General features: G+C 51.7%; 32 protein-coding genes. 20 read left to right on the forward strand and 12 right to left on the reverse strand.

What is annotated here, in order from left to right; genetic code table 11:
• The first annotated feature begins 2 nt into the window (after nucleotides 1–2).
• The 4 genes from LOK74_RS04640 to LOK74_RS04655 all read left to right on the forward strand — a co-directional run bounded on the left by LOK74_RS04640 (nucleotide 3) and on the right by LOK74_RS04655 (nucleotide 1977).
• Entirely contained in the window at nucleotides 3–209 is a 207-nt protein-coding gene (locus LOK74_RS04640; RefSeq protein WP_230045419.1) for a hypothetical protein, read from the forward strand.
• Nucleotides 210–220: 11 nt separating this feature from the next.
• Entirely contained in the window at nucleotides 221–358 is a 138-nt protein-coding gene (locus LOK74_RS04645; RefSeq protein ID WP_230045420.1) for a hypothetical protein, read from the forward strand.
• 257 nt (nucleotides 359–615) lie between these two features.
• Nucleotides 616–1269, forward strand: a complete 654-nt coding sequence (locus LOK74_RS04650) for a TetR/AcrR family transcriptional regulator (protein ID WP_230045421.1) — start codon at nucleotides 616–618, stop codon at nucleotides 1267–1269.
• Between the two features lie 111 nt (nucleotides 1270–1380).
• Nucleotides 1381–1977 carry an NAD(P)H-dependent oxidoreductase gene (locus tag LOK74_RS04655; RefSeq protein WP_230045422.1) on the forward strand — a complete coding sequence of 199 codons (597 nt, stop codon included), beginning with the start codon at nucleotides 1381–1383 and terminating at the stop codon, nucleotides 1975–1977.
• 55 nt (nucleotides 1978–2032) lie between these two features.
• Here the strand turns inward: LOK74_RS04655 and LOK74_RS04660 are convergent, their stop codons facing one another.
• Nucleotides 2033–2317, reverse strand: a complete 285-nt coding sequence (locus LOK74_RS04660; RefSeq protein ID WP_230045423.1) for a hypothetical protein — start codon at nucleotides 2315–2317, stop codon at nucleotides 2033–2035.
• 160 nt (nucleotides 2318–2477) lie between these two features.
• Nucleotides 2478–2891, reverse strand: coding sequence for a zinc ribbon domain-containing protein (locus LOK74_RS04665; RefSeq protein WP_230045424.1), 414 nt, complete (start codon nucleotides 2889–2891; stop codon nucleotides 2478–2480).
• Between the two features lie 253 nt (nucleotides 2892–3144).
• On the opposite strand from LOK74_RS04665, the gene LOK74_RS04670 reads away from it, so the two are divergent.
• Complete coding sequence (locus LOK74_RS04670; protein WP_230045425.1) at nucleotides 3145–4758, forward strand: acetate--CoA ligase; 1614 nt, start codon at nucleotides 3145–3147, stop codon at nucleotides 4756–4758.
• A gap of 214 nt (nucleotides 4759–4972) precedes the next feature.
• Here the strand turns inward: LOK74_RS04670 and LOK74_RS04675 are convergent, their stop codons facing one another.
• Nucleotides 4973–6337, reverse strand: a complete 1365-nt coding sequence (locus tag LOK74_RS04675) for a YjiH family protein (protein ID WP_230045426.1) — start codon at nucleotides 6335–6337, stop codon at nucleotides 4973–4975.
• Nucleotides 6338–6687: 350 nt separating this feature from the next.
• On the opposite strand from LOK74_RS04675, the gene LOK74_RS04680 reads away from it, so the two are divergent.
• From LOK74_RS04680 to rbsB, 7 genes are all read left to right on the forward strand, one after another.
• The gene (locus LOK74_RS04680; protein WP_230045427.1) at nucleotides 6688–7191 is read left to right on the forward strand and encodes an LURP-one-related family protein; all 504 of its coding nucleotides are present in this window, start codon (nucleotides 6688–6690) and stop codon (nucleotides 7189–7191) included.
• Nucleotides 7192–7392: 201 nt separating this feature from the next.
• On the forward strand, nucleotides 7393–8397 hold the full coding sequence (locus LOK74_RS04685; RefSeq protein ID WP_230045428.1) for a LacI family DNA-binding transcriptional regulator: 1005 nt from the start codon (nucleotides 7393–7395) through the stop codon (nucleotides 8395–8397).
• Nucleotides 8394–9332, forward strand: coding sequence for a ribokinase (gene rbsK / locus LOK74_RS04690; RefSeq protein ID WP_230045429.1), 939 nt, complete (start codon nucleotides 8394–8396; stop codon nucleotides 9330–9332). The genes LOK74_RS04685 and rbsK overlap by 4 nt, the downstream gene beginning before the upstream one ends.
• Nucleotides 9329–9724 (forward strand): D-ribose pyranase, encoded by a 396-nt coding sequence (rbsD, locus tag LOK74_RS04695; protein ID WP_230045430.1) that lies wholly within the window; start codon nucleotides 9329–9331, stop codon nucleotides 9722–9724. The genes rbsK and rbsD overlap by 4 nt, the downstream gene beginning before the upstream one ends.
• A 14-nt stretch (nucleotides 9725–9738) precedes the next feature.
• Complete coding sequence (locus LOK74_RS04700; RefSeq protein ID WP_230045431.1) at nucleotides 9739–11253, forward strand: sugar ABC transporter ATP-binding protein; 1515 nt, start codon at nucleotides 9739–9741, stop codon at nucleotides 11251–11253.
• Complete coding sequence (locus tag LOK74_RS04705; protein WP_230045432.1) at nucleotides 11237–12199, forward strand: ABC transporter permease subunit; 963 nt, start codon at nucleotides 11237–11239, stop codon at nucleotides 12197–12199. The genes LOK74_RS04700 and LOK74_RS04705 overlap by 17 nt, the downstream gene beginning before the upstream one ends.
• A 21-nt stretch (nucleotides 12200–12220) precedes the next feature.
• Nucleotides 12221–13168: a ribose ABC transporter substrate-binding protein RbsB gene (rbsB, locus tag LOK74_RS04710; protein ID WP_230045433.1), complete on the forward strand. Its 948-nt coding sequence runs from the start codon at nucleotides 12221–12223 to the stop codon at nucleotides 13166–13168.
• Between the two features lie 96 nt (nucleotides 13169–13264).
• On the opposite strand, the gene LOK74_RS04715 is transcribed toward rbsB, so the two are convergent.
• The 4 genes from LOK74_RS04715 to LOK74_RS04730 all read right to left on the reverse strand — a co-directional run bounded on the left by LOK74_RS04715 (nucleotide 13265) and on the right by LOK74_RS04730 (nucleotide 14723).
• Nucleotides 13265–13579 carry a hypothetical protein gene (locus LOK74_RS04715; RefSeq protein ID WP_230045434.1) on the reverse strand — a complete coding sequence of 105 codons (315 nt, stop codon included), beginning with the start codon at nucleotides 13577–13579 and terminating at the stop codon, nucleotides 13265–13267.
• Between the two features lie 4 nt (nucleotides 13580–13583).
• Complete coding sequence (locus LOK74_RS04720; RefSeq protein WP_230045435.1) at nucleotides 13584–14132, reverse strand: DUF3231 family protein; 549 nt, start codon at nucleotides 14130–14132, stop codon at nucleotides 13584–13586.
• 89 nt (nucleotides 14133–14221) lie between these two features.
• Complete coding sequence (locus tag LOK74_RS04725; RefSeq protein WP_230045436.1) at nucleotides 14222–14416, reverse strand: hypothetical protein; 195 nt, start codon at nucleotides 14414–14416, stop codon at nucleotides 14222–14224.
• Nucleotides 14417–14522: 106 nt separating this feature from the next.
• Nucleotides 14523–14723 (reverse strand): hypothetical protein, encoded by a 201-nt coding sequence (locus LOK74_RS04730; protein WP_230045437.1) that lies wholly within the window; start codon nucleotides 14721–14723, stop codon nucleotides 14523–14525.
• A gap of 194 nt (nucleotides 14724–14917) precedes the next feature.
• On the opposite strand from LOK74_RS04730, the gene LOK74_RS04735 reads away from it, so the two are divergent.
• The 3 genes from LOK74_RS04735 (at nucleotide 14918) to LOK74_RS04745 (ending at nucleotide 17672) form a co-directional block, all read left to right on the forward strand.
• The gene (locus LOK74_RS04735) at nucleotides 14918–16030 is read left to right on the forward strand and encodes a D-alanyl-D-alanine carboxypeptidase family protein (RefSeq protein WP_230045438.1); all 1113 of its coding nucleotides are present in this window, start codon (nucleotides 14918–14920) and stop codon (nucleotides 16028–16030) included.
• Between the two features lie 22 nt (nucleotides 16031–16052).
• On the forward strand, nucleotides 16053–16307 hold the full coding sequence (locus tag LOK74_RS04740) for an excalibur calcium-binding domain-containing protein (RefSeq protein WP_230045439.1): 255 nt from the start codon (nucleotides 16053–16055) through the stop codon (nucleotides 16305–16307).
• Between the two features lie 444 nt (nucleotides 16308–16751).
• Complete coding sequence (locus LOK74_RS04745) at nucleotides 16752–17672, forward strand: aldo/keto reductase (RefSeq protein ID WP_230045440.1); 921 nt, start codon at nucleotides 16752–16754, stop codon at nucleotides 17670–17672.
• Between the two features lie 172 nt (nucleotides 17673–17844).
• Here LOK74_RS04745 and LOK74_RS04750 read toward each other — a convergent pair whose 3' ends face one another.
• From LOK74_RS04750 to LOK74_RS04760, 3 genes are all read right to left on the reverse strand, one after another.
• Nucleotides 17845–18135: a DUF5316 domain-containing protein gene (locus tag LOK74_RS04750; RefSeq protein WP_230045441.1), complete on the reverse strand. Its 291-nt coding sequence runs from the start codon at nucleotides 18133–18135 to the stop codon at nucleotides 17845–17847.
• Between the two features lie 176 nt (nucleotides 18136–18311).
• On the reverse strand, nucleotides 18312–18893 hold the full coding sequence (locus LOK74_RS04755) for a CBO0543 family protein (RefSeq protein ID WP_230045442.1): 582 nt from the start codon (nucleotides 18891–18893) through the stop codon (nucleotides 18312–18314).
• 114 nt (nucleotides 18894–19007) lie between these two features.
• Complete coding sequence (locus LOK74_RS04760; protein WP_230045443.1) at nucleotides 19008–19346, reverse strand: cupin domain-containing protein; 339 nt, start codon at nucleotides 19344–19346, stop codon at nucleotides 19008–19010.
• 126 nt (nucleotides 19347–19472) lie between these two features.
• On the opposite strand from LOK74_RS04760, the gene LOK74_RS04765 reads away from it, so the two are divergent.
• From LOK74_RS04765 to LOK74_RS04775, 3 genes are read left to right on the forward strand one after another with little or no spacing between them, the layout of a single operon-like run.
• Nucleotides 19473–21755 (forward strand): DEAD/DEAH box helicase, encoded by a 2283-nt coding sequence (locus tag LOK74_RS04765; RefSeq protein WP_230045444.1) that lies wholly within the window; start codon nucleotides 19473–19475, stop codon nucleotides 21753–21755.
• Entirely contained in the window at nucleotides 21745–23085 is a 1341-nt protein-coding gene (locus LOK74_RS04770; RefSeq protein ID WP_230045445.1) for a ribonuclease H-like domain-containing protein, read from the forward strand. Before LOK74_RS04765 ends, LOK74_RS04770 begins: the two co-directional genes overlap by 11 nt.
• A 23-nt stretch (nucleotides 23086–23108) precedes the next feature.
• On the forward strand, nucleotides 23109–23294 hold the full coding sequence (locus LOK74_RS04775; protein WP_230045446.1) for a hypothetical protein: 186 nt from the start codon (nucleotides 23109–23111) through the stop codon (nucleotides 23292–23294).
• Nucleotides 23295–23300: 6 nt separating this feature from the next.
• Here LOK74_RS04775 and LOK74_RS04780 read toward each other — a convergent pair whose 3' ends face one another.
• The gene (locus LOK74_RS04780) at nucleotides 23301–23450 is read right to left on the reverse strand and encodes a hypothetical protein (RefSeq protein WP_230045447.1); all 150 of its coding nucleotides are present in this window, start codon (nucleotides 23448–23450) and stop codon (nucleotides 23301–23303) included.
• A 185-nt stretch (nucleotides 23451–23635) separates the two neighbouring features.
• On the opposite strand from LOK74_RS04780, the gene LOK74_RS04785 reads away from it, so the two are divergent.
• Complete coding sequence (locus LOK74_RS04785; RefSeq protein ID WP_230045448.1) at nucleotides 23636–23857, forward strand: hypothetical protein; 222 nt, start codon at nucleotides 23636–23638, stop codon at nucleotides 23855–23857.
• 150 nt (nucleotides 23858–24007) lie between these two features.
• On the opposite strand, the gene LOK74_RS04790 is transcribed toward LOK74_RS04785, so the two are convergent.
• A complete protein-coding gene (locus LOK74_RS04790; RefSeq protein ID WP_230045449.1) occupies nucleotides 24008–24352 on the reverse strand; it encodes a DUF2512 family protein in 345 nt (114 codons plus the stop codon).
• A 249-nt stretch (nucleotides 24353–24601) separates the two neighbouring features.
• Here LOK74_RS04790 and LOK74_RS04795 point away from each other — a divergent pair, with 249 nt between their 5' ends.
• The gene (locus LOK74_RS04795) at nucleotides 24602–25909 is read left to right on the forward strand and encodes a helix-turn-helix domain-containing protein (protein WP_230045450.1); all 1308 of its coding nucleotides are present in this window, start codon (nucleotides 24602–24604) and stop codon (nucleotides 25907–25909) included.

The raw sequence follows: 25909 nt of genomic DNA on the forward strand, positions 1-25909 counted from the left end.
AGATGAACAGCGTAGACAGAGTAAAAGTTGTTTCCGAATTGTACGAACTGCTCAATGAGTATGCCTGCAAACGGGATCTTCCCGTTGACGAAAGCACGGCCAACTTCTTTGAAAAAGTGAAAAGATGCTGCGACTTGTTGGACCTGGACTACGATGAGTGTAAAAAAGAGTTTGGCTTAAAAGAAAGTCATGAGTTTTTGGGCAAGTGAGCAGGTTGGGAATGGCTGTTGCAGAAAAGGCGCAAGCCCTGGATTGGGCGAGGCAGCCTTTTTCTTTTGTTGAAGCAACATGGGGCCGCACTTGTCAGCAGCACGATCAAACTAGGGAGCAGATCGACTATCAAGATGCAGACGTGTAAATTTATATAACACATGAACAAGGTTATTTGAAAACGTTATTGACATCCCGGCATTTTATGTTAGTATTTATTACATCAAACTTTGTTACCCTTCATCTTCCTATTGGCCTCCTAAAGAGGCCTCTTTTTTTATATCTACGTTAGAAGGGATATTCTCCTGAGGTGTCTGCTGCAAGCGGTACAGGGTTGACAAGAACGCTCCGTTTTCTATATTATTTTGATTGACATGAATGTCAATGGAAGGGAGGGAGTTATACATGACGCCACGTTCAAAAGAACAAAATGAACAGATCCGTAAGCAGCGAGAGCAAGAGATTTTGCAGGCAGCGATCCTCGTCTATGCCGAAAAGGGGTATGCCGCATCTGAGATTGGGGAAATCGCGGAGAGGGCTGGTCTGGCGCGTGGCCTTGTTTACCATTATTTTAAAAACAAGCAAACCTTGTTCCGCAAACTATACGAGTACATGATGGACAGGAGTCAGCGCTTCACGAAGGCGCATTTTGCACAGGAGGGTTCTGTGCTTGATCTGTTCAGAGAATATGCACGGACGGTTTGCAAGCAAGTATTGGAGGAGCCTGCGGTCTCCCGTTTTTACACGCGAATTAGCCTGGATATACCTTACTTGTATACGGACGAACCGTTCTCGCCATTTGATTGGGTGAAGAACTTCGTACAACCGATGGCAGTAGCAATTGAGAAGGGGATCAATCAAGGAACCATCCGGCGCGGCGATGTCAGCTTGATGGCTATGCAATTCTGGGGCGCGGTATCGCAGGGGATGCATTACATGGACCAACTGCAGCAAACGCTATGCTCGCAGGAAATATCGGAAACAGAGAGGGAAAAACAGCTAGAGGAGGTCTTAGGGCAGGTGATCGAATCGGCTCTAGCGGTGGTAAGGCCAGAGTAATTTTTTTTTTGTGTTTATGATTGACATTCGTGTTAGTCAAAAAACTTTCTTGCTGTGAATCGAGTTTATAGAGTGCTTATCCTTCCGATACGAAAAGGAGATGGTGATCGTTTGAACATACTGGTTATCGTTGCCCATCCCAATATGCGCCAATCACGGGTCAACAAACGGTGGGTGGCAGAATTGCGCAGATATTCCGATCAACTAACGGTGCGCGAGTTGTACGCTGTGTATCTGGAAAAAACGTTTAACATCGAGCGCGAGCAAGCCCAGGTCGTCGAACACGATCGCCTTGTGCTGCAGTTCCCGCTCAAATGGTACAGTACACCGCCGTTGTTGAAGCAATGGCTGGATGAAGTCTTCACCACCGCTTGGCTGTTCGGTCCCGGAGGCAGAATGCTCGCTGGGAAAGAACTTCTGCTTGCGATCTCGATCGGTGGTGCCGAACACTCTTACCAAGCAGGTGGCTTGATCGGTTATACGATCAGCGAGCTGACTCGACCTTTGCAGGTCTTTGCCAACCAAATCGGTATGACGATGCTCCCGTCTTTCAAACTGTACGGTGCTGTTCAGGCATCAGACGAACAGATCGAAAGCAGTGCCAAACAATACGTCCAACACATCATAAACCCTGAACTGAATCCTCAAATCGCTCGGCAACGAATGTTGGATGAAATGAAAAAACGACGGCAGACGGCCAATCTTTGATCCAACCACGGCCACAAGTAACAATGCTCACCTATTCACAATCATAAAGAATGACTTAGAAGGTTGTGAAACGTTCAAAGGATGTCAGGACCACAACGATACCCAACAGTAGAGATATCGTTAACGTGGAAGAAACCAATAGCAGCCATCCGTTTGAAGAGCGTGGTTTCCCGGCGATCATCAGAGATACGGTTGGAGCGAGGATGGTACCGAGGATGACAGTATAGACCGCCAGCCACCAACTTCCTTCGTTGATTTCCCCGTCAGCTGGCTGGTACACCCACACAATCGTTAGCAGCAGGGTTATGCCTATCCAAACTAGATAAGGTAGTATTTTCATTACTGTTCTCCTAATGTTGTTTTAAATCTAGCAAAACGATTCCTCCTCCACAAAAACGGCAGCCGCGGTTTTCGGGAGGAGGAATCATCAGACTGCGTCCGTGCAAGACAACGCTCTCCAACCGCAGCCGGGAGAGAAGTCACTAGCCAATTGATCCGGGTCAGCCAGTGATGCTCTTTCCGCAGTTGGGACAGTAGTGAAAATCTTCTTTTACGGCGGAACCACAGTACGGACAATATGATCCGGTTGGTTTTGCACTAGGCTCTTGCTCGTTGGCGGGAGTGCTGCCGAAGCGGTGGTTGAGCGGATCCGCCTCTTCCCGTGCATCGACGATGTCGTACAGCGACATGCGCTCCTTGGAAGTGGCATTTTTGTAGTGGAAAATGCCCTGAACAATGCCTGTCGCGATAAAGATGATGCCGAAAGCCGGGAAAATGATGCCAACCAGCGGAAACGGAGCGTCTCGGGTCAACTCATATGCAAACACGGTCCATAAAATTCCAAACAATACGGCAAAAACACTGCCGACTGCGCCCATTGCAGAGCGGCTGCGGCCAGGTTTTATACTTTTCAAATCAACACCCCCATCTCCCTATAATAAACCAATGAGAAGAAGCTCACAAATGTTTCGTCATTTTTCTTACGAGAGAGCAAACAAAACGTTTCATTTTCAACCGACCATTTCCATTTCTCTATCTATGAACATGCTGATACTTACTGACCTCGCGGGCATCAACTATACGTTGGCAATAATATGATTAGTGGGCAAAAAGGGAATATTTAAACATATAGAGAAGTAATAAGAAAACCATCAAGGGGGAGTGCAAATGTCTGAAAAGCAAAAGTTGGCAGTGGATCAAGTAAAAGTGGAAATACCGGACTTTTATAATTTCGGAGCACAGGTTGATCAGTACGCACAGGCACATCCCGAGAAGCCGTCTCTTGTCGTGGTCAATCCAGAGGGAGTTTCGCAGACGATCACCTATGCCCAACTAGCTGCCTACTCCAACCGAATCGCCAATGGGCTCGCTTCACTGGGGGTAGAGCGCGGCGACAAGGTGCTGGTACTGGTGCCGAGGGGGAAGGAGGCTTATGGAATCTATCTCGCGTTGTTGAAGCTTGGTGCGGTTGTCATGCCAGGTTCGGAGATGTTGCGCAGCAAAGACATTGAATACCGCATCAATCACGCCGGTGCCAAAGCTGTTATCGCTTTTGCCGGATTGATCGAAGAGGTGGATGCCATCCGCTCCGCCTGCTCGACTCTCTCTCATACGATTGTGATCGGAGGCGGCGAACGGGAAGGGTGGCTCTCCTTGGACCAGTTGGTCGAACAGGCGGCTGACACGTTTGAGTCCGCGCAGACCCGTTCCGATGAGTTAGCCTTTCTCTCCTATACGTCCGGTACGACGGGCGGGCCAAAAGGGGTGATGCATGTGCATGGGTGGCCGCTTGCTCACCTGGCTGTCGCTGGTACTCACTGGCTGGATGCGAGAGAGGACGATCTCGTTTGGGCAACCGCCGGGCCGGGATGGGCCAAGTGGGTCTGGAGTCCATTTGTTTCGGTCTTGGGGAAAGGGGCAACCGCTTTTGTCTACCAAGGCAGGTTTTCGCCAGAGACGTACCTGACGCTGTTGGATCAGTACCCGATCTCTGTCCTATGCGCCACCCCGACGGAGTACCGGCTGATGGCCAAGGTTCATGATTTGGGGCGTTATCAATTGAAAGCGCTTCGATCCGCCTGTTCAGCAGGAGAGCCGCTCAATCGGGAAGTGATCGACACATTCCGTCGACAATTTCAGGTGACGGTGCGGGACGGCTACGGACAGACGGAAAATACGCTGCTTGTCGGTACGTTTGTCGGCATGGAACCGCGCCCTGGTTCGATGGGACGCCCGTCTCCGGTGGTCAACGCGGCTATTATAGATGAGGATGGAAATCCTCTGCCGGTCGGAGAAGTTGGCGACATCGCCATTGAGCGGAGTATGATCGCTCTGTTTAAAGGGTATCTGAACGATGAAGAGCGGACGGCTCGCGCATTTCGCGGGGATTGGTATGTGACCGGGGACCAGGGCAGGATGGATGAGGACGGCTATATCTGGTTTGAGGGGAGAGCGGACGACATCATTATCTCCGGCGGCTATACGATCGGGCCGTTTGAAGTAGAAGATGCACTGGTGAAGCATCCGGCTGTTGCCGAGTGCGCTGCTGTGGCCAGTCCCGATCCTGAGCGGGGGCATGTGGTAAAGGCATTTGTGGTTCTGAAAGAAGGGTACGTGGGAGATGAACCGCTTGTACAAGAACTGCAACAGCATGTGAAACAGTTGACCGCGCCATACAAATACCCGCGGAAGATTCAGTTTGTGACAGAACTGCCGAAAACCACGTCTGGCAAGATTCGACGGATTGAACTCAGGCAGATGGAAAAGCATAACGAAGCATGAGCCGGTGCGAAGTTCCATACCACGACGAATACAACGGAACATACAACAACGATCATGTAAAAAACCTAGCGAGCTTTTATCCACCGTTGCTGGGAGGCAGATGCTGCCTCTCTTTTTTGTTTGGGAAGAAAAAGCCGCTCTCGGGTGTTACCATCTGCACGGTGACACCCGAGAGCGGGAGAAATAAGCAAGATCGGAATGAATGGAGTATACATTAAAAGATAATGTGTGCCATCAAGGCGATGATCGGCAGGGTAATCAAGGTGCGCAGCAGGAAGATGATGAGCAAATCTTTAAAGTTGACCGGTACTTTGGAGCCTAACAATAGTCCCCCTACTTCCGACATGTAGATCAACTGGGTGACGGAGACGCAAGCGATCACAAACCGCGTCATCTCACTTTCAATGATGCTGCTCCCGATCACGGCGGGCAAGAACATATCGGCAAAACCGACTACGATCGTTTGGGCCGCCTCTGCAGCCTCAGGGATGTTAAGCAGCGTCAGCAGCGGAATAAACGGAGCGCCCAGCCATTGAAAAACCGGGGTGTATTCGGCGATGATCACTGCCAGTGTCCCCAAGGCCATCACAACCGGCAGGACGCCCATCCACATATCGAGGACGTTTTTCAGCCCGTTGGCGAAGATGCGCGAGAATTGATTTCCTGCGGCTCGCTCCACCGCCTTTTGGACACCCCATTTCCACACGGACGTGTTTTCCGGAACCGTTTCGTCCAGCTTCCCTGATTCCTGATAATACGTGTCCGCTTTGCGGGAGAGTGGAGGGATACGCGGGAGAATAATCGCTGCCACAAACCCGGCCAGGGCTATGGTCAAATAGTAGGGACCAAACAGATGGCCCAGCTCCATTTGCTCCAGCACGATGATCGTAAATGTGATCGAGACGACGGAGAACGTCGTACCGATGATGGCCGCTTCCCTTTTGGTGTAAAAGCCGTCCTCATACTGCTTGTTGGTCAACAAGACGCCCACTGTACCATCTCCGAGCCAAGAGACGAGACAATCGATGGAGGCTCGTCCGGGTAGGGTGAACAGCGGCCGCATCAAGCGGGTCAGCAGAGCCCCTGTCATCTCCAACAGGCCGAAGTCCATCAATAAGGGCATGAACAGGCCGGCAAAGATGAACACGGTGACCAGCAAGGGAATGAGGCTCATCAGCAAAAGACCGCCGGTGTTCTCGGACCAGATCCATTCGGGCCCCCATTGAAACAGGGTGAGAATGGCAAAGATCAAGCCCAATACGCGCGTTACTACCCATAAGGGCTGCACGTCAAACAGATTTTTTAAAAAGGGACGATTGAGGATAAAGGCGGGACGAATCGACTTGGCAAGCAGGGTAAACAGAACAGTCAGCAGCATGATTACCGTCGCGACAGCGGGCAAAACGCCGGCAAACATCTCTTGCAAGTTGTTGGCCAAGAGGGCGACCGGGATCGTCATGCTGTCTCCCGACTGAATCGGGATCATGAACAAGAAGATACCGATGAGAGAAGGGATTAGGAATTTTAGACAATGGGCAGCATGATAGGTCTGATTCTGTGCCTGTGATTGCTTCATCATAGTTTCATCACCTGTTTCGTTTTGGTATCGAGGTATGGTCGGATTGTGAAAGCGGATTCACCTTGATCATTTTAATACAAAAAAGCCTTTCCTGTTAATAAGAAAAAATAGCAAAAAGAGATCTAGTTGATCCGTTTCATATATAGTTGCAGCGAATGACCGAATAGCCGGGGTGCCAGGCTACAGGCAAGATGCTCATCAGTCTAAATCAGACTGTGGCACACTAGCTGACCAGAATTAGGCTTTGTCCATGTCCATCAGGTTGCTGCAGCTAAGTCGCGCTGTTATGGGAAAGCGTGCAACCGTTTATGGTAATCGCTCGTACATAATAAGAAGAGGAGGAGAGCGCATTGAAACTTTACTTTCGAGATAACTTTTTCAGTTCAGGGCGTACGGAGATTCTGAATGAAGCGGGAGCAGAGGCAGGCGAACTGGATCTAAAAAGTGCATTCAAATCTTCTGTCGACGTCTATCGAGAGGACGGCAGTGTGGCTGCCAGCGGCAAGTTTCGTTTTTTCTCAAATAAATGGGAGATTGTCGTGGCCGATGGACGAGGATTGGGCGTACTGCGCAGCCGGTTTTCTTTTTTTACGAAAAAGTACACGTATGAAACGGCGGGCGGTGCAAGCTATACCATTACCTCGCCCGCTTTCTCCAAGGAGTATGACGTATTTGATGATGCGGGGCATCAGGTGGCCCGCTTCGAGAGAGTCAGCGGATGGTTCTCTTCCGGAGCGTTCTGTTTGGAGAACCGATCGGAGCAGTTGGACAGCTATGAGTTGATCTGTGTCGTGATGGGGATGCATGCGATTCAAAAAAGACAGAATGCGGCAAGCAGTTCTGCTTCCACGTAAACGAAGCGCAAGAGAACGAGGGGATCTGCTTTTTGCAGGCAATCCCAGCATTTCAGCAGCCAAGAAACTCTTGACATCCTGCAAAAGCGACCCGTATACTGAAACTAGATAAGAAACCGGTTACATCTATTGAAAAGGTATGATTGCCTTTTATTTTTTACTCAATGTGTAACCGGTTACACATGGATGTGATGATGGATTATGGCAACTATTCGAGACGTGGCCAAACTGGCCGGAGTTTCTGTTGCAACCGTTTCCAGAGTGTTGAACAAGAACGGCTATGTGAACAGCGAGACGGAACAAAAAGTACGAAAGGCGATGCAGCAGCTGCAGTATGAGCCAAATGCAGTGGCCAGGGGATTGGCTGGCAAACGGACGGGGACAATCGGTTTGATTCTGCCGGACATCTCCAACCCGTTTTTTCCGGAATTGGCGAGAGGCGTTGAGGACGTTGCACAGCGGAGCGGGTTTACCGTAATATTGTGCAACTCCGATGATCAGGGGCCAAAGGAGAAGCTGTACATTGAGGTACTGAAGAAAAAGTACATCGACGGCATCATCTTTGCATCCAATACATTGGTGCAGGAAGATATCGAGCAGATGAAACGAGACAACCTTCCATTGGTTGTTCTGGACCGCGCCTCGTCCCATGAGGCATACAGCGTTGTGCGTTCCAAAAACTTTGAAGGGGCGAAAATGGCTGTGAAGCATCTGCTGGAGATCGGCTGCAGCAAAGTGGCCCACCTCTACGGTCCACAAGAGCTGATTACTGCAAAAGACCGCCTGCGCGGCTACGAGGATGTGGCCAAGCATTTTGGCTGGTTTTCTCCCAGCCTGATGATCCCCGGATACTTTCGCATAGATGGAGGGATGGCGGCTGTAGAAGAGTTGCTGAGCAGACATCCTGATGTAGACGGAATCTTCGCCGGCAATGACTTGATGGCATTGGGAGCCTTAAAAGGCTTAAAGCGAAGAGGGATCAAGGTCCCGGAGCAAATCGCAATATGCGGCTTTGACGGCATTTCGCTGACCGAAATTGCTGAACCCGAACTAACCACGGTGGCACAGCCGATCTACGAGATGGGAGAGTTGGCTGCATCCATCCTGATCCAGAAAATTGAGACGGCTGCAGCTGTTTCGGAACTGTTTGAATTGGATGTGAAGTTAATCCAGAGAGACTCGACACAGAAGAAGGTGATGAGATGAAGCACCAACCAAACGTTGTTGTAGTGGGCAGCATCAATATGGATCTGGTCGTGGAGGCGGATCGCCCGCCGAAGATGGGGGAAACCGTGTCAGGACAAAACATTCACTTTATTCCTGGCGGCAAGGGGGCCAATCAGGCCGTGGCCGCTGCCAGACTGGGAGCGCACGTCGCCATGATCGGGACAGTCGGACGTGACGCATTTGGCAGCCAATTGACAGAGTCCCTCACGGCCAACGGCGTTCATTCCGGCGCACTGAAGGTTATCGAGGGGACGCCGACGGGTGTTGCTTCCATTCTGCTCGCACAGGGGGACAACAGCATCATCGTGGTTCCGGGAGCTAACGCCTGCTGTCTTCCCGAGGATGTCGAGGATCACCATTCCTTGATCGAGGAGGCTGACGTAGTTCTGCTGCAGCTGGAGATCCCAATCGAAACGGTGGAGTATGCAGCCGATATGGCGAAGCGCTGCGGAAAGAAAGTGATACTCAACCCGGCTCCGGCTCGTCAGCTATCAGACCAGTTGTTGGCCAACATTGACGTCATCATCCCCAACGAGTCAGAGCTTGCGCTGCTGTCCGGAATCGATCCCGATAGCGATCTTCAGCTGGAACGAGCGATGCGTTCTCTTTTGGACAAGGGAATCGAAAGCGTTATCACAACACTCGGTGCAAAAGGAGCGGCATACATGACACGCGATGGGCAGAGAGGGACGGTCCCGGGATACAAGGTGCAGGTCGTCGACACTACTGGGGCCGGAGACTCCTTCAACGCCGCCGTCGCCTGTTCGCTGGCGATGGGGAAATCGCTGGCCGATGCCGTATCTTTTGCCAATCAGGTGGCTGCCCTTGCTGTCACGAAACTTGGCGCACAGCAGGGGATGCCCACACGCGATGAAGTGAGTCAATTCAAACCGGCACATAGGTGGGAACAATGAAGAAAATCGGAATATTAAATAGTCAAATCTCCAAAGTGATTAGCGAGTTGGGGCATACGGACCGCATCGTCATCTGTGACGCAGGACTGCCGATACCAGACCATGTCGAGCGGATTGACCTGGCCCTAACGCCTGGGACGCCCTCTTTTTTGCTCACCCTGGAGGCCGTATTGCAGGAGATGCAAGTAGAAAAAGCATATTGGGCCGATGAGATCAAAGCAAAAAACAATGAGCTGTGGCAGCGCTCGCAAGCGTTGTTGCCCGATGTAGCGCAGATCTGTCTTAGCCATACAGAATTGAAAAAGTTGACGCATGGCGCGAAAGCGATTATTCGAACAGGTGAGTGCTCCCCCTATGCCAACGTTATTCTGGAATCAGGGGTCATCTTTTAAAGGTGGGATGCAGCATGACCGAATCTCTTCTGGAAATGAAAGAAATCAGCAAGTCGTTTTCCGGTGTACACGTATTGCAGCAGGTGCAATTTTCTCTGCTTAGCGGTGAAGTGCACGCCTTGATGGGAGAAAATGGCGCGGGGAAGTCCACCTTGATGAAGATCCTCGGCGGCATCTACAGTCGAGACAGCGGATCGATTCAGGTAAAGGGAGAGTCAGTGTCTAAAATGACGACCGACCTCGCCGCCCAACTAGGCATCGCGATCATTCATCAAGAGTTGAACCTGGTTCCCGACCTAACTGTTGCTGAGAATATTTTTCTGGGACGGGAATGGACGATCAAAGGAACGAAACTGATCAACCGGAAGCAGATGAGAAAGCAGGCGAAAGATGCCCTTAACCAGTTGGGGATCGATCTTCACCCCGATACATTGGTAGGGGAGTTGTCAGTTGGACAGCAGCAGATGGTGGAGATCGCCAAGGCGCTCTCCATGCAGGCAGATATTTTGGTGCTGGACGAGCCGACAGCTGCTTTGACAAACCGTGAGATCGACGCTTTGTTTGAGGTGATTGCGTCCCTTAAAAAGCAAGGTGTCGGCATGATTTACATTTCTCATCGCATGGAGGAAATCTTTCAGGTCTGCGATAGAATAACGGTGTTGCGGGATGGTCACTACGTCGGGACAAGGCGGACGGGTGAGACCAGTATGGAGGAGCTTGTGCAGATGATGGTGGGACGTGAGATTACGGAGCGGTTTCCAAAAGTAGAGGTGCAGCCTGGCCCGGAACGTCTGCGGGTGGAAAACCTCTCGGTGAGAGGGAAACTGCACAACGTCTCCCTATCGGTACGCAGCGGTGAAATTCTCGGAATCGCCGGTCTGATGGGAGCGGGACGAACCGAATTGGCGAGAGCGCTGTTTGGCATCGATCCGCTGGAACAAGGAAGCATCTATGTCGACAACCGTCAGGTCACCATTAAGCGGCCGTTTGATGCGATTCAAGCAGGGATTGCCTTGGTGACAGAAAATCGGAAGGAAGAAGGACTGATCTTATCGCTTTCGATCCGAGAAAACCTGGCCCTGCCCAATCTCAACACGCTGTCCGCTTACGGATTCGTCAAGGGTGAGGCGGAGACGAAGCTGGCGGAGCAAACGATCAAGCAGTTGTCGATCAAAACAACGGATGGTGAGAAAACCGTTGGTTCGTTGAGCGGGGGGAATCAGCAGAAGGTCGTCATTGGCAAATGGCTGGCTGTTAATCCAAAAATCCTGATTCTCGACGAGCCGACCAGAGGTGTCGACATTGGAGCCAAAAAAGAACTGTACGAACTGATGGGTCAATTGGTTCGTTCAGGTGTAGCGATCATCATGATTTCTTCGGAGATGCCAGAGGTGCTGGGGATGAGCGACCGTATCCTGGTGATGCATGAAGGGCGTGTGACGGGAGAGTTTGCGCATGAGGAAGCTACACAGGAAAAAATCATGCATGCTGCAGCGGGAGGAGGGAGTTTGCATGCAACAGCACAGTGAACGACAGAAGACAGTGCGGCGAAGCGGAAACTTGCTTCAGCGGATGGGACCCCTGCTGGGACTTGCCCTGATCGTGGTCGTCCTAAGCTTTCTCAGTGACAACTTTTTCACCGTTGGCAATATTTTTAACGTTCTTCGGCAGATTTCCATTAATGCGTTGATTGCCTTCGGAATGACATTTGTCATTCTGACTGGCGGGATCGATCTCTCTGTCGGTTCCATCCTCGCCTTATCCGCAGCGCTGACGGCCGGGCTGATGAGTGGCGGAATGGACCCTACCTTGGCCGTGCTGGTTGGCCTTGCTGCCGGTGGGATCATGGGTGCGGCAAACGGCGTGGTGATTGCCAAATGGAAAGTGGCCCCGTTTATCGCTACACTGGCCACGATGACCCTGTTTAGGGGACTGACTCTGGTTTATACCGAGGGAAGGCCGATTACCGGTCTGCCGGACGGCTTCGCGATGCTGGGCAAGGGGTTCTTCCTGGAAATCCCGATGCCGGTGATCTGGATGCTCCTCTCATTTGCGATTTTGTATATCATTTTGAAATATTCCACCTTCGGACGGCATGTGTACGCCTTAGGCAGCAATGAGGAGGCGACGCGGCTTTCCGGAGTGAGTACGGTAAAGGTGAAAATCGTCGTCTATGCGATTAGTGGTCTGCTGGCAGCCCTGAGCGGGATTATTCTCACCTCCCGGCTCAACTCGGCGCAGCCAACGGCGGGTACCTCGTATGAACTGGACGCGATTGCGGCCGTCGTACTCGGGGGAACTAGCTTGGCCGGAGGCAAGGGTTGGATTGTCGGAACCTTGATTGGTGCCATGATTATCGGTGTGTTGGACAACGGTCTCAATCTGCTCAACGTCTCTTCCTTTTACCAGCTCGTGGTAAAGGGTGGGGTCATTCTGTTGGCGGTATTGCTCGACCGATCCAAAATAAACAAATAACAAAAGCAAGGGGGAACAAAGATGAATAAGCTGTTGAAACTTGGCTTGGCTTCGATGATGCTGTTTGCGGTCCTCACGGGGTGCTCCACTCAGTCCAGTCTGGAGAATAGTGGAGAGCCGCAACCACAAGAGGGAGCGGCGCCGGATGACAAGGTAACGGTCGGCTTGGCCATTTCCACTCTGAACAATCCCTTTTTCGTCACTTTGAAGGAAGGGGCCCAAAAAGCGGCACAGGAAGCGGGCGTTGAGCTGATTGTGGTCGATGCCCAGGATGATACGGCCAAACAAGTGAGCGGCGTCGAAGATTTGATTCAGCAAAAAGTAGATGTTATTTTGATCAACCCGACTGATGGGGCGGCAATCGTGACAGCTGTCGAGTCGGCCAACCAGGCAAACATCCCGGTCATCACCGTTGACCGTTCCGCAGAAGGCGGTAAAGTGGTGGCGCATATTGCCTCTGACAATGTGAAAGGTGGTTTGCTGGCAGGAGAGTACATCCTGCAGAGTCTCGACAAGAAGGGGAATCTTGTAGAACTGGAAGGGATCCCGGGGACGTCAGCAGCCCGTGACCGTGGAGAAGGATTCCACTCCGCTGTCGACGGCCATGAAGGCGTTAAGGTCGTGGCCAAGCAACCGGCAGATTTTGACCGCGCCAAAGGGTTGAGTGTAATGGAGAATATCCTGCAGGCAAATCAGGATATCCAGGCAGTCTTTGCCCACAACGATGAGATGGCGCTGGGTGCTGTACAGGCCCTTGAGGCTGCAGGATTGACCGACGTTATGGTTGTTGGTTTCGACGCGACCGAAGATGCTGTGAAGGCTGTCAATGAAGGCAAGATGGCAGCTACGGTCGCCCAAAAACCGGACTTAATCGGGGAAACAGCTGTCGAGACAGCAATCAAGGTAGCCAAAGGAGAGACTGTGGATGAATTCATCCCGGTCGAATTGGAACTGGTTACGAAAAAATAAAGACTGAGGTATGACAAACAGCCTGTAGACTCGCTCCAATCTGGTGCGGGTTTACAGGCTTCTTTGTGCAGGCTTCTCTAGGGCAGACAAACAAGCTCATGATTCATCAGCCCGGTTTATGTTTACTGCCGGTGTATTGTTGTAAAGGTAGGGATCACCGCCGAAACGATTTTTCTGTTGATCCCGGTAAAACAGATGGTCCATTTCCAAGTTTGCTGATGTCACTTCGGGTTTTTGTTCGTCCTGTCTGTCCGGGATAGAACCACCAGTGGCACCGACGGGATAATAGTTGCCGGAGACGGCATGGATCGATTTGGCCGTATTTTCCTGGTTTTGATCTGGCATTACGTCTCTCACCTCCCGTTCGATCAATAAAACCGACTCGTGACTGCGAGTCGGTTGCGCGCACATCTGTTTACTCTCCAGGTACCCCAGGTGGGGTAAATGGCGGCGGCATCATGAGCCATCCTCTTTTTCGCATGACATTTTTCAGGGTAGCAGCAAAGGTTAGCTGCTCCGCTTGAAACTCCGTCCACATCAACCCTACATCGTTTCGGACTGATCCTGCGGCCGCGGTTGCACATGCGGTAATGGCGCTCGCCACTTTTGCGGCAATCCCGTTGGCGATTTCCGGATCATTTGCCTTTACCCCCAACGGTACGGCGCTTGGATCTGATTGGGGGCGGCTTGGTGACGTCGGCGGTATTGGAACACCTTCTTGTTTCATAAACTCATCCAGCCGCTCTACTTGTCGGGAACACATCTCAATCGCTTCATTCAGAATGTGCTTCAACTCGTCATCGGTTGTCGTGTTGAGGCCGGTCTGCTCCATGACGATCGCTTCTTTTAAGGCACCTCGATAGGTCCAGCAAGCCATCGCCTCCCCGATATGCAGCGGCTGGTCGGGGTCTTTCTCCATCAAGCCTTGCATGGTAGACGTTACTGCTTCCATAACACTTGGCATTGTACCCACCTCCAAAGGTATTGTGGCGTATATGGCGGGAAAATATACAACTGGCGGCAAACTGGCAAACTGCTTTTGGCAATAGCCCATTATTTCCTGGTGTTGTTTTGCACAGCTCGTTTGCCGGGAGCGGGGAACATCTGATTTTGCTCTCTTGCTTCCGCTGCATTCTCGCTGGCGAACGCTGTAGAGTCGAGATTGGCTGACGAATCTGGAGAAGTTTGTTGAATCGCTTTTACTGCCTGACGTGCGGTATAGCCGGAGCGTTCTCGACGATCTGCCATGTGGTAGTCACCTCCTTGCAGATGGTATGTGCTCTTCTGACCTCACATTCCCTTGTAGGGAACCACAGCAGATGCAGAAGAGGAGGTCGATTCAGAGAACCAAACGTTATAAACGGCCGATCGACCGTTCGGCTTCAAAGCTGGTTAAGCTCTTTTTTGTGCCGACTTGGTTTGCTTCGTAGTTGGTCGGTACGCCAATCTCAGGACCGAAGTCACCACTGGCTTCACTTGGCTGAGCCTCTTCCAACGCTTCCACGGGGACAGGGATATGCTTGCCTTTCTGTTTCGGTTGTGGATCACTGGCCATAAATCGGCCCCCTTTCACTGATTTCTGCCTTAGTTTTACCCGTATGTTTCCGGTTTACCCGTAATTGCGTCAACGCGGATCAGACTGCAGACAAAGGTGCGAGGCAAGGCGACTGGCTCTTTTCATTCACTCTGATAAAATACGGGGCTGAGGAAACGATATAACAAAACCATAGCGCAGGCGGTGTTTCCATAGTGCGCATCATCGGTGAAAGGCTGATACAGGAAGAAGATGGGTATGTGGTCATCCTACAGTTGGACAAAGCGAGCACGGAATTCGCTGAAGAGGGTCGGCGACAGCCGCAGAAGGACGGAGTGCTCGCCGATCAGACTGTGGAGTACGTACGAAGACGGTTTCCTCATCTAAAAGTCAAAACGGTGAAGATCATGGTGGGAACCGTGCTGGTCGCAACCTTTTCGCTAACTGGAGCAGGGCAGCAGGATGAGGTGCATGCGGTGGCTGCAGTGGAAGCGGCGACTGGGCCTCAATCTCTTGTTCAAGCCCTACCGGGCGGCATCCTCACCTTGGGAGCTCGGGGGGATGGCGTCAAAACGCTTCAGACGTCGTTGAATCACCTCGGATTCTCCCTGGCCCAAGACGGGATCTACGGACCTCGCACCAGGGCGGCTGTCCTGCAGTTTCAGCAGGGCCATCTGTCTTTGGCCAATGACGGGATATATGGTCCCCATACTCGATATGTGATCGAGACGCTGCTGATGGGCAAACGTGTGGTGGTCAACCCGGATGATCAGCTTGTGGTGGTGAACAAGCAGAATCGCCTACCGCCGGGTTACGTTCCCCGAGACCTCGTCGTCGCGGACGTCCGTTTCTCGTTTGCCGAAGATTCTCCGAAAAAATGGATGCGACGGGAGGCAGCCGAGGCGCTGGCAGCGTTGTTCACTCAGGCCGAAAAAGAAAACATCCAGCTCTATGCGGTTTCCGGATACCGGTCCTATGAGCGTCAGGAGGCGATTTTCGCTGCCAATATGCAACGAGTGGGAGCAGACAGCGCGAATCAATTCAGTGCACGCGCAGGAGAAAGCGAACACCAGACAGGACTGGCGATGGACGTAACCTCAGCCGCGGCGGGATACCGATTGACGACCGGTTTTGGTGAGACGAAGGAAGGAAAATGGCTGCAGCAGCATGCAGCAGAGTTTGGCTTTATCATCCGCTATCCCCAAGGAAAAGAAACGATAACAGGATACCAATATGAACCATGGCATTTGCGCTATGTCGGCAAAGAAGCAGCAACAACGATTGCAGCTCGGGGGAGTACGCTTGAAGAATACGTAGGCATCAGATAAACACCGACAAGGAGGGAACATGATGGACAGGTCAGCAAAGCAACAGGTAAATCAGTTAAACATTCAACAAAACATGGATACACCGTTAATCACAGAACAAGAGGAGGACGAATTAACCGGGCCGGAAAAGGATGGAGCCGGTTCGGTCAACCGCAATTGTGACGACTTTGCTTCTCAGGAAGAAGCCCAGGCTTTTTATGAAGCGTCAGGAGGACCAGACAAAGATCCGCATCGCTTGGACCGGGATCGCGACGGATTGGCTTGTGAGCGCAGGTAACAGAGAGACCCCGCCTTGAGTAGCGAGGCGGGGTCAGTAGTGGTGGTGGTGCGGGAGCTGTTATCGTTCAAGCGTCTCGCCTGCTTTTTTTCGTTCTGCTCTGTCGACTCCGCTTCGGCGTATTTGTCGATTTTTCCTGCTTTCCTGGTCATGGTATAGCCATGCATACCGCTCCCATGATAACCCATTTCTCGTTTTGTGTGGCTGTTGTGATCGAGCGACATTGGAATCCCTCCCTTTTTGTTGTAGTTTGTCCCAAAGTGGCTGCCACAGACTCCATTTGTCTGGGATGGCGAAAGGGAACGATCCATAAGTCATCTGATGAAGGGCATCGTTTGCCCTTTGGTAAACTTTGTGCTACCGTTTTGGATATAGTGAATATTTGGGAGACGATCCCACAGAAAAGGGAGCGGCATAGGTAAGCCAAGACTGGAGGGAAACATGATGAGGTATCGCAGATTAGGCCGGACCAACCTGAAAGTATCCGTTGTTGGTGTGGGTACCTGGCAGTATGGGGGAGAGTGGGGCAGGACCTACAGCCAAGATGAGGTAGATCGGATCTTGAGCAAAGCGAAAGAAGTTGGGATCAACCTGATTGACACCGCCGAATGTTACGGCGACCATGTATCAGAAGCGTTTATCGGTGAATTCGTCAAGAAAGATCGGCGGGAAGACTGGATCATCGCTACCAAGTTTGGCCACAAATTCCATGAGAACTTCCAACGCTCACAGCTTTGGTCGCCGCAAGAGGTCCTTAAGCAGTTGGAAGATTCGCTTCGCGCCCTGCAGACGGATTACATCGACCTGTATCAGTTCCACTCCGGAACAGACGAGATGTTTGACAACGACGATCTGTGGACGATGTTGGAAAAACAGGTGGAAGCGGGCAAGGTTCGTCATCTGGGCATCTCAATCGCTAAAAACGACAACCTGCATCAGACCGCTGCAGCAAGTAAGGTGAACGCCAAAACGATTCAAGTCGTCTACAACCGCCTCGACCAGACACCGGAAGAACGCGTCTTTCCATCTTGCATCGAACAGGATCTCGGGGTGCTGGCACGGGTACCGCTGGCCAGCGGTTATTTGAGCGGGAAGTACAAGCCGGATGCCGTTTTCGCAGAAAATGACGTGCGCAACAATCACGATCCTGAACAGCGTTTGCAAAAATTGCAGCAGGTGGAAGCGATCAAGCGGGAAGAGGTACCGGAGGGCATGGATATGGCTACCTGGGCACTGGTTTGGTGCCTCAAGCATGATGCGGTCACTTGTGTCATTCCAGGATGTAAAGACGAGAAGCAAGTGGTGGCTAATGCGAAGGCAGCTGAATATGTAAGCGACGATCATCCGCAAGCATGGAAGATGTGAACAAATGAGAGGACAGGCCGTTCTGTACAGAACGGCCTGTTGCTATTTGTTGCCCTGCGCGATGAGCGGGAGGATCGCACTTTACTCTTGTCGTGTGTCGTGGGAAGTAATTTTTTTGACCATTCTTTAGCCATTTGGTGATCGATAATCCCGGACCAGAGCGCAGAGGAAGTTAACGCATAGCCAGTATGATGAGTACAGCAGCGACATTAGGCAGCCCGATTAGGAAAAACCTGATGGACCATCGAAATCTGTCCCTTCGGTCTTGTGTGGTTTCGGTGGCAAAATTGGCTCTCATTCGGTCACCAGAGACCAGTGCACCAGAGAAAATGGCTGCCAGCCCCCAGCAGGCAAATCCCGCAATCCCCGTGTATCGAACCATTTGAGATATATCTCCCGCCAGAAACGCGGCCAACGCGGCAAGAAGAACGAGGGCAACTCCGGTTAAAACTGATTTGCTCAATCTATATCCCTCCGTTTCGCATCGTTATGATGGTGTACGAAGCGGAAGGTGAGTTGTTTCGATTTCGTACAACTTCCTGCGATCACTTGGCTTTGATCTGTCCCTGGCTTGCAGGATATGATGCGTGGGGATAGAGGAACTGATGTATGTACCTTTGTATCATGATTTAGATTACATTACGATCCGATACTTCTCGCTGTATAGAACCCGGCGAGAAAAATGGTTGTGATCAGGACAAAATGGAGCAGAAACCAGCCAATCGTGCCAAACCGCAATCGATCAACAGACAGCGGCTTTCGATCCCTGCTCGGAACAACCAATCCCCCGATCCACTCGAACAGCAAGAAGTAAAGCCACCACCAGGTATAGGAGTCCCAGAGGTCCCAAAACTGTTCATAACGGATCAGCTGCGTTCTGCTCTGTGCCCAAGTCTCCATTGACATGCCAATATGAATCAAAACCCAGTAAAAAGGGATTTTCCATCCCCATGACGTGGGACTATATCTGACTCCGAGCAGCACGTAAAAGGGGAATATTGTGAGAATCGGAATGATCGGCATCGATGACAGGGAAGGGAACAGTCGATAAGGGAAAGAGTAGAACCCCAGGCTGACAAAGATGTAGCACAATGTATGCCCAACGAGACAGCTCAAGAGAAACAGCAAACCATACCGCTTCCAGTTATGTCTGAGGATGAATAGCAAACCGATTGTACTAATCGCAGTCAACGTGATCGTTACAATAAACTCGATTGTCATGGGCCTACTCCTCGTTATCCTTCATGATCGTGGTATATACAAGCTTAGCCCAAAATGGTTCGGTCAAAACCTCAGTATAGATAATCAGAGGTCAAACAGGAGAAGAAAGCAGGGTTACGCCCGAACCCGATCCCCCCTCGTAGTAGGTTGGGAAGTTACCAGAAACTCCACGTCTGTGTCTGACTCATTGATCACTTGATGTACCGTATACGGCGGGATTTCCAATCCTTCATGCTGATGCAGAACAACGATGTTATCACCCACATGAATCGTCAAGACTCCCGACAAGACGAAGAAAAACTGGCGTGCCTGATGATGGACATGTCTTTCTTCCGAGGTACCGGCCGGCATTCGTTCATGAATCACGCTTACTGACGAATGGTTGACCAGATGCCAACCGTCACAACTGCTGCCCCATTGGTAATGTTCTGCATTGATTTTGCTGATTTTCATAAGAACCGATCCTTTCAAAAGGGTTTGATTGGTAACGTGCGAATCTAAGCACCCGAAAGGTGCTTTTTTTTAACGTTTACACCACGAACATATATTCTTACAATAGAAGCAAGAAGGTGATAACCGATGAACCGAAAACGACTGTTAGGGGAATTGCTGGAGCAGCTAAAGAAAGACGAGCGTTTCAGCAGACAGATCATACACTGGGAGACACTGCCGCCTCGGGCAGCTCAAACCGTTTCTTTTCCGACCGATTTGGATCAGCGAATCAAACAGACACTTCTCAAGCGAGGTATCACCAGTCTCTACACACATCAAGAGACTTCCTACCGACACGTGCGGGCCGGGAGACACGTCGTGGCGGTAACGCCGACCGCATCGGGAAAAAGTCTGTGCTACCATCTGCCGATCCTGCAGGCATTGGCGGAGCAGCCACAGGTTCGCGCCCTCTATCTGTTTCCGACAAAAGCGCTGGCACAGGATCAGAAAAGCGAACTGCACGATTTGATAGACGAAGGGGGGCTCTCCATCAAGTCGGAGACCTATGACGGGGATACTCCTGCCCATATCCGGCAAATGGTCCGCAAGGCAGGCAACATCGTGATCACCAATCCGGATATGCTGCATTCCGCCATCCTTCCTCATCATACCAAATGGGTCTCTTTCTTTGAACGTCTCAAGTACGTGGTGATCGATGAACTGCATACCTATCGCGGCGTGTTTGGCAGTCATGTGGCCAACGTGATTCGCCGGCTAAAGCGGATTTGCGCCTTTTATGGCAGCCACCCGCAATTCATCTGCACCTCTGCAACGATCGCCAATCCGCAAGAGCTGGCTGAGCAGTTGACAGAGGAGGCGGTGGAACTGGTTGACAACAACGGTGCCCCGTCGGGCAGGAAGCACTTTTTGTTCTACAATCCGCCGATCGTCAACCGTCAACTGAACATTCGCCGCAGTGCCACCTTGGAGGCACGGGATCTTGCAGCATCGTTCCTCGCCAATGGCATTCAGACGATCTTGTTCGCCCGCAGCCGAGTACGCGTCGAGATTTTACTCAGCTATCTGCAGGAGCTGATCAAAAAGAAACTGGGGCCGAAGTCGATACAGGGATATCGCGGCGGCTACCTGCCCAGTCAGAGGCGGGCGATTGAGCGAGGGCTGCGGCAAGGTGAGATTATGGGTGTGGTCAGTACCAATGCGCTAGAGTTGGGGGTGGACATCGGCCAGCTTCAGGTCTGCGTCATCACCGGCTATCCGGGCTCCGTGGCTAGTACATGGCAGCAGGCTGGACGAGCCGGGAGACGTCAGGACGAATCGGTGGTCGTGCTGGTAGGGAGTTCATCGCCGCTGGATCAGTACATCATCCGGCATCCGGAGTACTTCTTTGGACGAAGCCCGGAGTCGGCCCGGATCAATCCCGACAATCTGATTATTTTGGTTGACCATATCAAATGTGCGGCATATGAACTTCCCTTTCGCGAGGGAGAGCAGTTCGGCCGCGCCGAGATCGTGGAGATCCTGGAGTTTTTGACCGATGAGCAGATCTTGCATTTCGCCAGAGGAAAATGGTATTGGATGAACGAGTCGTTTCCCGCTCACGAGATCAGCCTACGTTCTGCCTCGCAGGAAAACGTGGTGATTATCGACATCAGCGAGCGGGGAGGCGAACGCGTCATTGGTGAAATGGATCGTTTCAGTTCCCTTACACTGCTGCACGATGAAGCCATTTACCTCCATCAGGGTGTCCAGTATCAGGTGGAGAAGCTGGATTATGAAGAGAAGAAGGCATACGTCCGAGAGGTACAGGTGGATTACTACACGGATGCCAATCTGGCCGTCCAGTTAAAGGTGTTGGAAGAAGATGAGGCCAGAGACCGGGGACAGGCCGGATATGCGTACGGGGAAGTGTCGGTCCACGCGATGGCGACCATCTTTAAAAAAATCAAGTTTGAAACTCATGAGAATATCGGATCGGGGCCGATCCACCTGCCTGAGGAAGAGTTGCATACCAACGCGGCATGGATCAGCTTTTCAGAAACATTATTGGAGAAAATGGGAAAAGAGGAGGTAGAAAGAGGGCTGGTAGGTTTGGCGCACGTGCTGCAGCATGTTGCTCCGTTGTTCGTGATGTGCGACCCAACCGATCTGCATGTAATCCCGCAGGGAAAAGCTGTTCATTCCGGAGCACCATCCATTTTTCTCTATGACCGGTATCCAGGCGGGATCGGTCTCAGTGAACAGGTCTACAAAGAGATGGAAGCGATTCTCACCCAGGCCGAAGCATTGATCTGCTCCTGTCCGTGTGCATCCGGTTGTCCCTCCTGTACGGGTGCTTCCGAGGAGGGAAGCAAGGAATTGGCGCTCGATTTGCTGCGAGTAGCCCAGGGAGGAGGCCTCTATGTCTCTTAAGCAAAAACTGCAGCGGATGAAAGGTCACTTGGCGCGTGAAGGGTCTCAGGGGACAGCATCAGCGGACCGAGGGGAGATGGCAAACGAGGTGTCTACAAAGAAGCAACTATTAGACCCCTCTATTCCAACTCTCGACATTCCGTTTCTGGATCAATGGGATCACCTGCAAGCCAAGCCGTATATACAAGATGGCCAATACATCATGATCCGGGAGATCAGCTACCCTCTGTCACAGCGGCATGGACGCTACCGGTTTGAGGAACTGTATGAGGTGATCGAGATGTGGCAGCAGTCAGACACCGACCATCCACTCTCTTCCGCACGGTTGACACCTGACGCACTGCTGTTTTTTGATACAGAAACAACTGGACTGCACGGTGGTGTGGGCAATACGATTTTTTTGCTGGGGTACAGTCGACTGGAGGGGGATCGGGTGGTGGTCCGTCAGCACTTGTTGCCTTCTCCCGATGCCGAGATTGCCCTCTATCAGTCGTTTCTCGAGCAAGTGAATGACTCCCAATCGTTGGTCACATTTAACGGCAAGGCTTTTGATTGGCCCCAGGTGAAGACGAGACACACGCTGGTCCGGGACGAGGTTCCCCAACTGCCGCAGTTTGGCCATCTTGATCTGCTGCATGGGTCGAGACGCTTGTGGCGGAACCATCTGCCATCCTGTCGATTATCGCTGATCGAGCAACAGAAGTTGGATATATGCCGCACGCAGGATGTACCAGGCCAGATGGCGCCGCTGCTTTACTTTGATTATCTGAATGACAGAGACCCCCGGACAATCTCCGGCGTCCTTCTACATAATGAAACAGATCTGCTTTCGCTGATCACGCTGTACATCCACCTGTCCAGACTCTTGCTCGCTCACGAGTCGCAACAAGAGCAGCTGAGGGTCTCACCGGAGGAGCTGTATGAGATTGCCCGCTGGTACGAAGGATTGGGCGAGTGGGAAAGAGCGATGACACGATACCGAAGCATCATTGAGCGGGCGCCGTCTGGGGATCACTCCCCGCTCAGGGCCCGGGCAAGGATCGCGATGGGCCACCTGTTAAAGAAACAAAAGAAGTGGCAGCAAGCGATCCATATGTGGGAGCAGTGCATGAGTGAAGCGGTCTATCTCCCGGAAGAGGTGTACATCGAGTCGGCCAAGATCTGCGAGCACCAGCTAAAGGATTACGAAAAAGCCCTCGCTTATGTAAACAAGGCGTTTGAAGTATGGAAGAAGAGGGGGAGTATGCTGCGGAAGAGGTCAAGAGCCGAGCTGGAACAGTATCAGAAGCGAATGGAGCGATTGGAGCAAAAGCTTCACCGGCTGGTGTAGCGGTGTAGGGACGAACGGTCCCCTTGATGCTGCTGATCTACGGGTTCGTGGCCTATTTTCTGATCAGTATTCTTCGCTTTATGCGGGAAAAAAGCCGAAATGACAGAGAGCGCAATCAAATACTGCCCCAACTGCTGAAAAGGATGGAAAAGTTGGAGAAATCGGCTCAACGGATCAACCAAGGGGATGAAAAGAATCGGCCTGAATGATCCCTGCTATTCCCGCCATGGGACTGGACGTGCGGCTGGGATGGGGTACTGCTCGTCCGGTTCTCCCGCATGGGCTTTGTTCTTGTCGACAGACCCTGCCGGTGGTGCCTGTTCTACTGTGTAGATCATTTCTTCTCTCGGTTTTTGCTTCGACATGAGTGGCTATCTCCTTTGCGTTTCAAATCTTTTTACTGTACTTGATCAGGACTTGATTGACCTCTGTTTTTTAAAAAAAATCATGCCATCCCTGCCCAGCCGCCTGTAGTATAATGAAACGGGAAGCCGAATGATTGCAATGCAGCACTGATTGCAAAGCTGCAAACAAGAAAGGGGAGACTGGCTTGCGTGCATACATCCTGCTTGTCACATCGATTGCTTGGATCGCCCTTTCCATCGGAAGGCTGCTATATGCCTACACGCCACAGGCAGGGCCAGTTGGCGAAGGCCCCCAACTAAACGGGATCTGGATAGAGGTGGGCTTTTCCCTTGCAGGTGGAATCTGTTTTCTTCTGCTGGCGATACTGACCCTACGCAGAGCCAATAAGAAGGAGGATAACACGTAACACGTTTCCTCCGTACGGCTCTTGCTCTCAACGTGAATAAAAGCGGTCAAAATAGCCAAAACTGGGGTAATGTACTATCCCCCTTACTGTTCCCCCGCATGTGCGGGGGATTTTTATGTAACCTTTGTGGGGAAAGCGGGAGCAGCCGTATTACTCGGCTCGTGCCGGCTCATCTGCTCTGCCGAGGTAGCTGTGATAAAACCATTCCACTACGCCTAAAACAGCGGAAATGATCAGGATCTCCATCAGTGACAGATCCCAGCCTGTTCCAAAGGCTACCAACCAGAGAAAGAGAAAGGTTAGTCCTGCATCTGCCAGAGTAGCCACCAAGTTGTTGGTTGCTCTCAGAATCCATTGGTCCCCGATCAGATAAGCGGCAACACAGAGGACAACGGCAGCCAGCAGGCTTCCCCACAGTGTTGCTTCCGAAAACCATATCAATAGGGGAACGACGACAATCGCATTGACAATAAGCTTGATCCAGAATCTGTTCACGTTATTCCACTTCCTTTCAGTAGCAGATCTATCATCATTTTTTGGTCATTTGCACTTTTTTATGCAGGGCAAAACGGAAAGGAAGGCATGGCAGCTGTTTTGCTACTTTCGGTCCACTTAGGGACGTTGACCGTATTCTTTCTTTTCTATCATAATAATTAAAAAGATTTTTGCAATTCGGTCAGCTGCTTCTGATGCTAAAGGGAGAGCTGGCTGCAATCCGCACATAAAAGGGGACCGATAACGTTCATGGAAATCAAGGTTGCCTTTGTAGGCCCGGAGGACTTCCTGCAGCAAGTACTTCCTCTCGTAGATGCGTTTGGTGACCTGGACCTGCTGCCGCTTGGCTACCGATCGGTTGCAGAGACTCCATCGCTTGTTGAGGCAGTGATGGACCAAGTGGACGTATTGCTGTTCGCCGGTCCGATACCTTATCAGATCGCCTGCGAGACGGTTGGTGTACAGAAGCCGATGCTGTACCTGCCGCACAACGGGACCAGTTTGTACCGGATCTTTTTTCGATTGCTCAAGGAAAAGACCTGGCAGGAGCATCTTCAACTCAGTATTGATATATTGCACAGGACAGAGATTGAAGAACGGCTGGATGAACTGGGGATCGAGATCCAAGAGCTGTACGTACGGGAATATCAGGTCGGAGACAGTGCAGAAGAGATACTGCAGTTTCACCTTACCTTGTGGGAACAAGGGAAGATTGACGTGGTTCTCACCTGCGTCAGTTCTGTCCATCAGCGATTGTGCGCGCTCAACGTACCGTGTTACCGTGTGATCCCGACCAAGTCAGTCATCCATGATTGTCTGCATCGTGCACGCTTGGAGGGCAGAAGTGCCCGGCTGCGCGGTACACAACTGGCGATTGTGTTGATCAGCATGGATGGACTGGCCAAGAAGCGGGGAGGATCTGAGTACGAACAGCAGCGAAAGAGAGTGGCCATCCAGCAGGTCTTGATTGATTATGGCGAGGAGATTCAGGCATTGATGAACTGGACCGACCGTGATGAAGTCACCTTTGTCACGACGCGCAGCGTGATCGAGAGAACCACCCAGCAATTCCGTCGGTTTCCTCTGCTTGACAAACTGGTACATCAATTAAATAGCGAGGTAAGCATCGGAATTGGTCTCGGGCACACTGCGCACGAAGCGGAAACCAAAGCGCGGGAAGCGTTGTCCAAGGCTAGAACCCATCCCCAGGAAAACTGTTGTATGGCGATTCAAGGAGGCGAAGCACTTAATCTATCGGGCAGTGAGGTGCCGTTTCGCTATTCGGTCCGCAGTGATGATCCCAAGCGACTGCAACTGGCCCGTGACAGTGGGTTGAGCATCGGAACGATCAACAAGTTGGTCTCGTTTTGCGAGAACCGCGGTTCCAGCAAGTTGACCGCGAGCGAACTGGCCAGCGGATTTGGCATCACGATTCGGAGTGCCCGACGGATTCTGAGCAAGCTGGAGCAGGGGGGCATAGCGAGGGTAGTCGGAGAAGAGCAGCCCCTCAGCAGGGGAAGGCCAAGGCAGCTGTATGAGTTGATTCTGAGGCTCTAG

This window comes from Brevibacillus humidisoli (assembly GCF_020923435.1).
GTDB classification, from domain to species: Bacteria; Bacillota; Bacilli; order Brevibacillales; family Brevibacillaceae; genus Brevibacillus_E; species Brevibacillus_E humidisoli.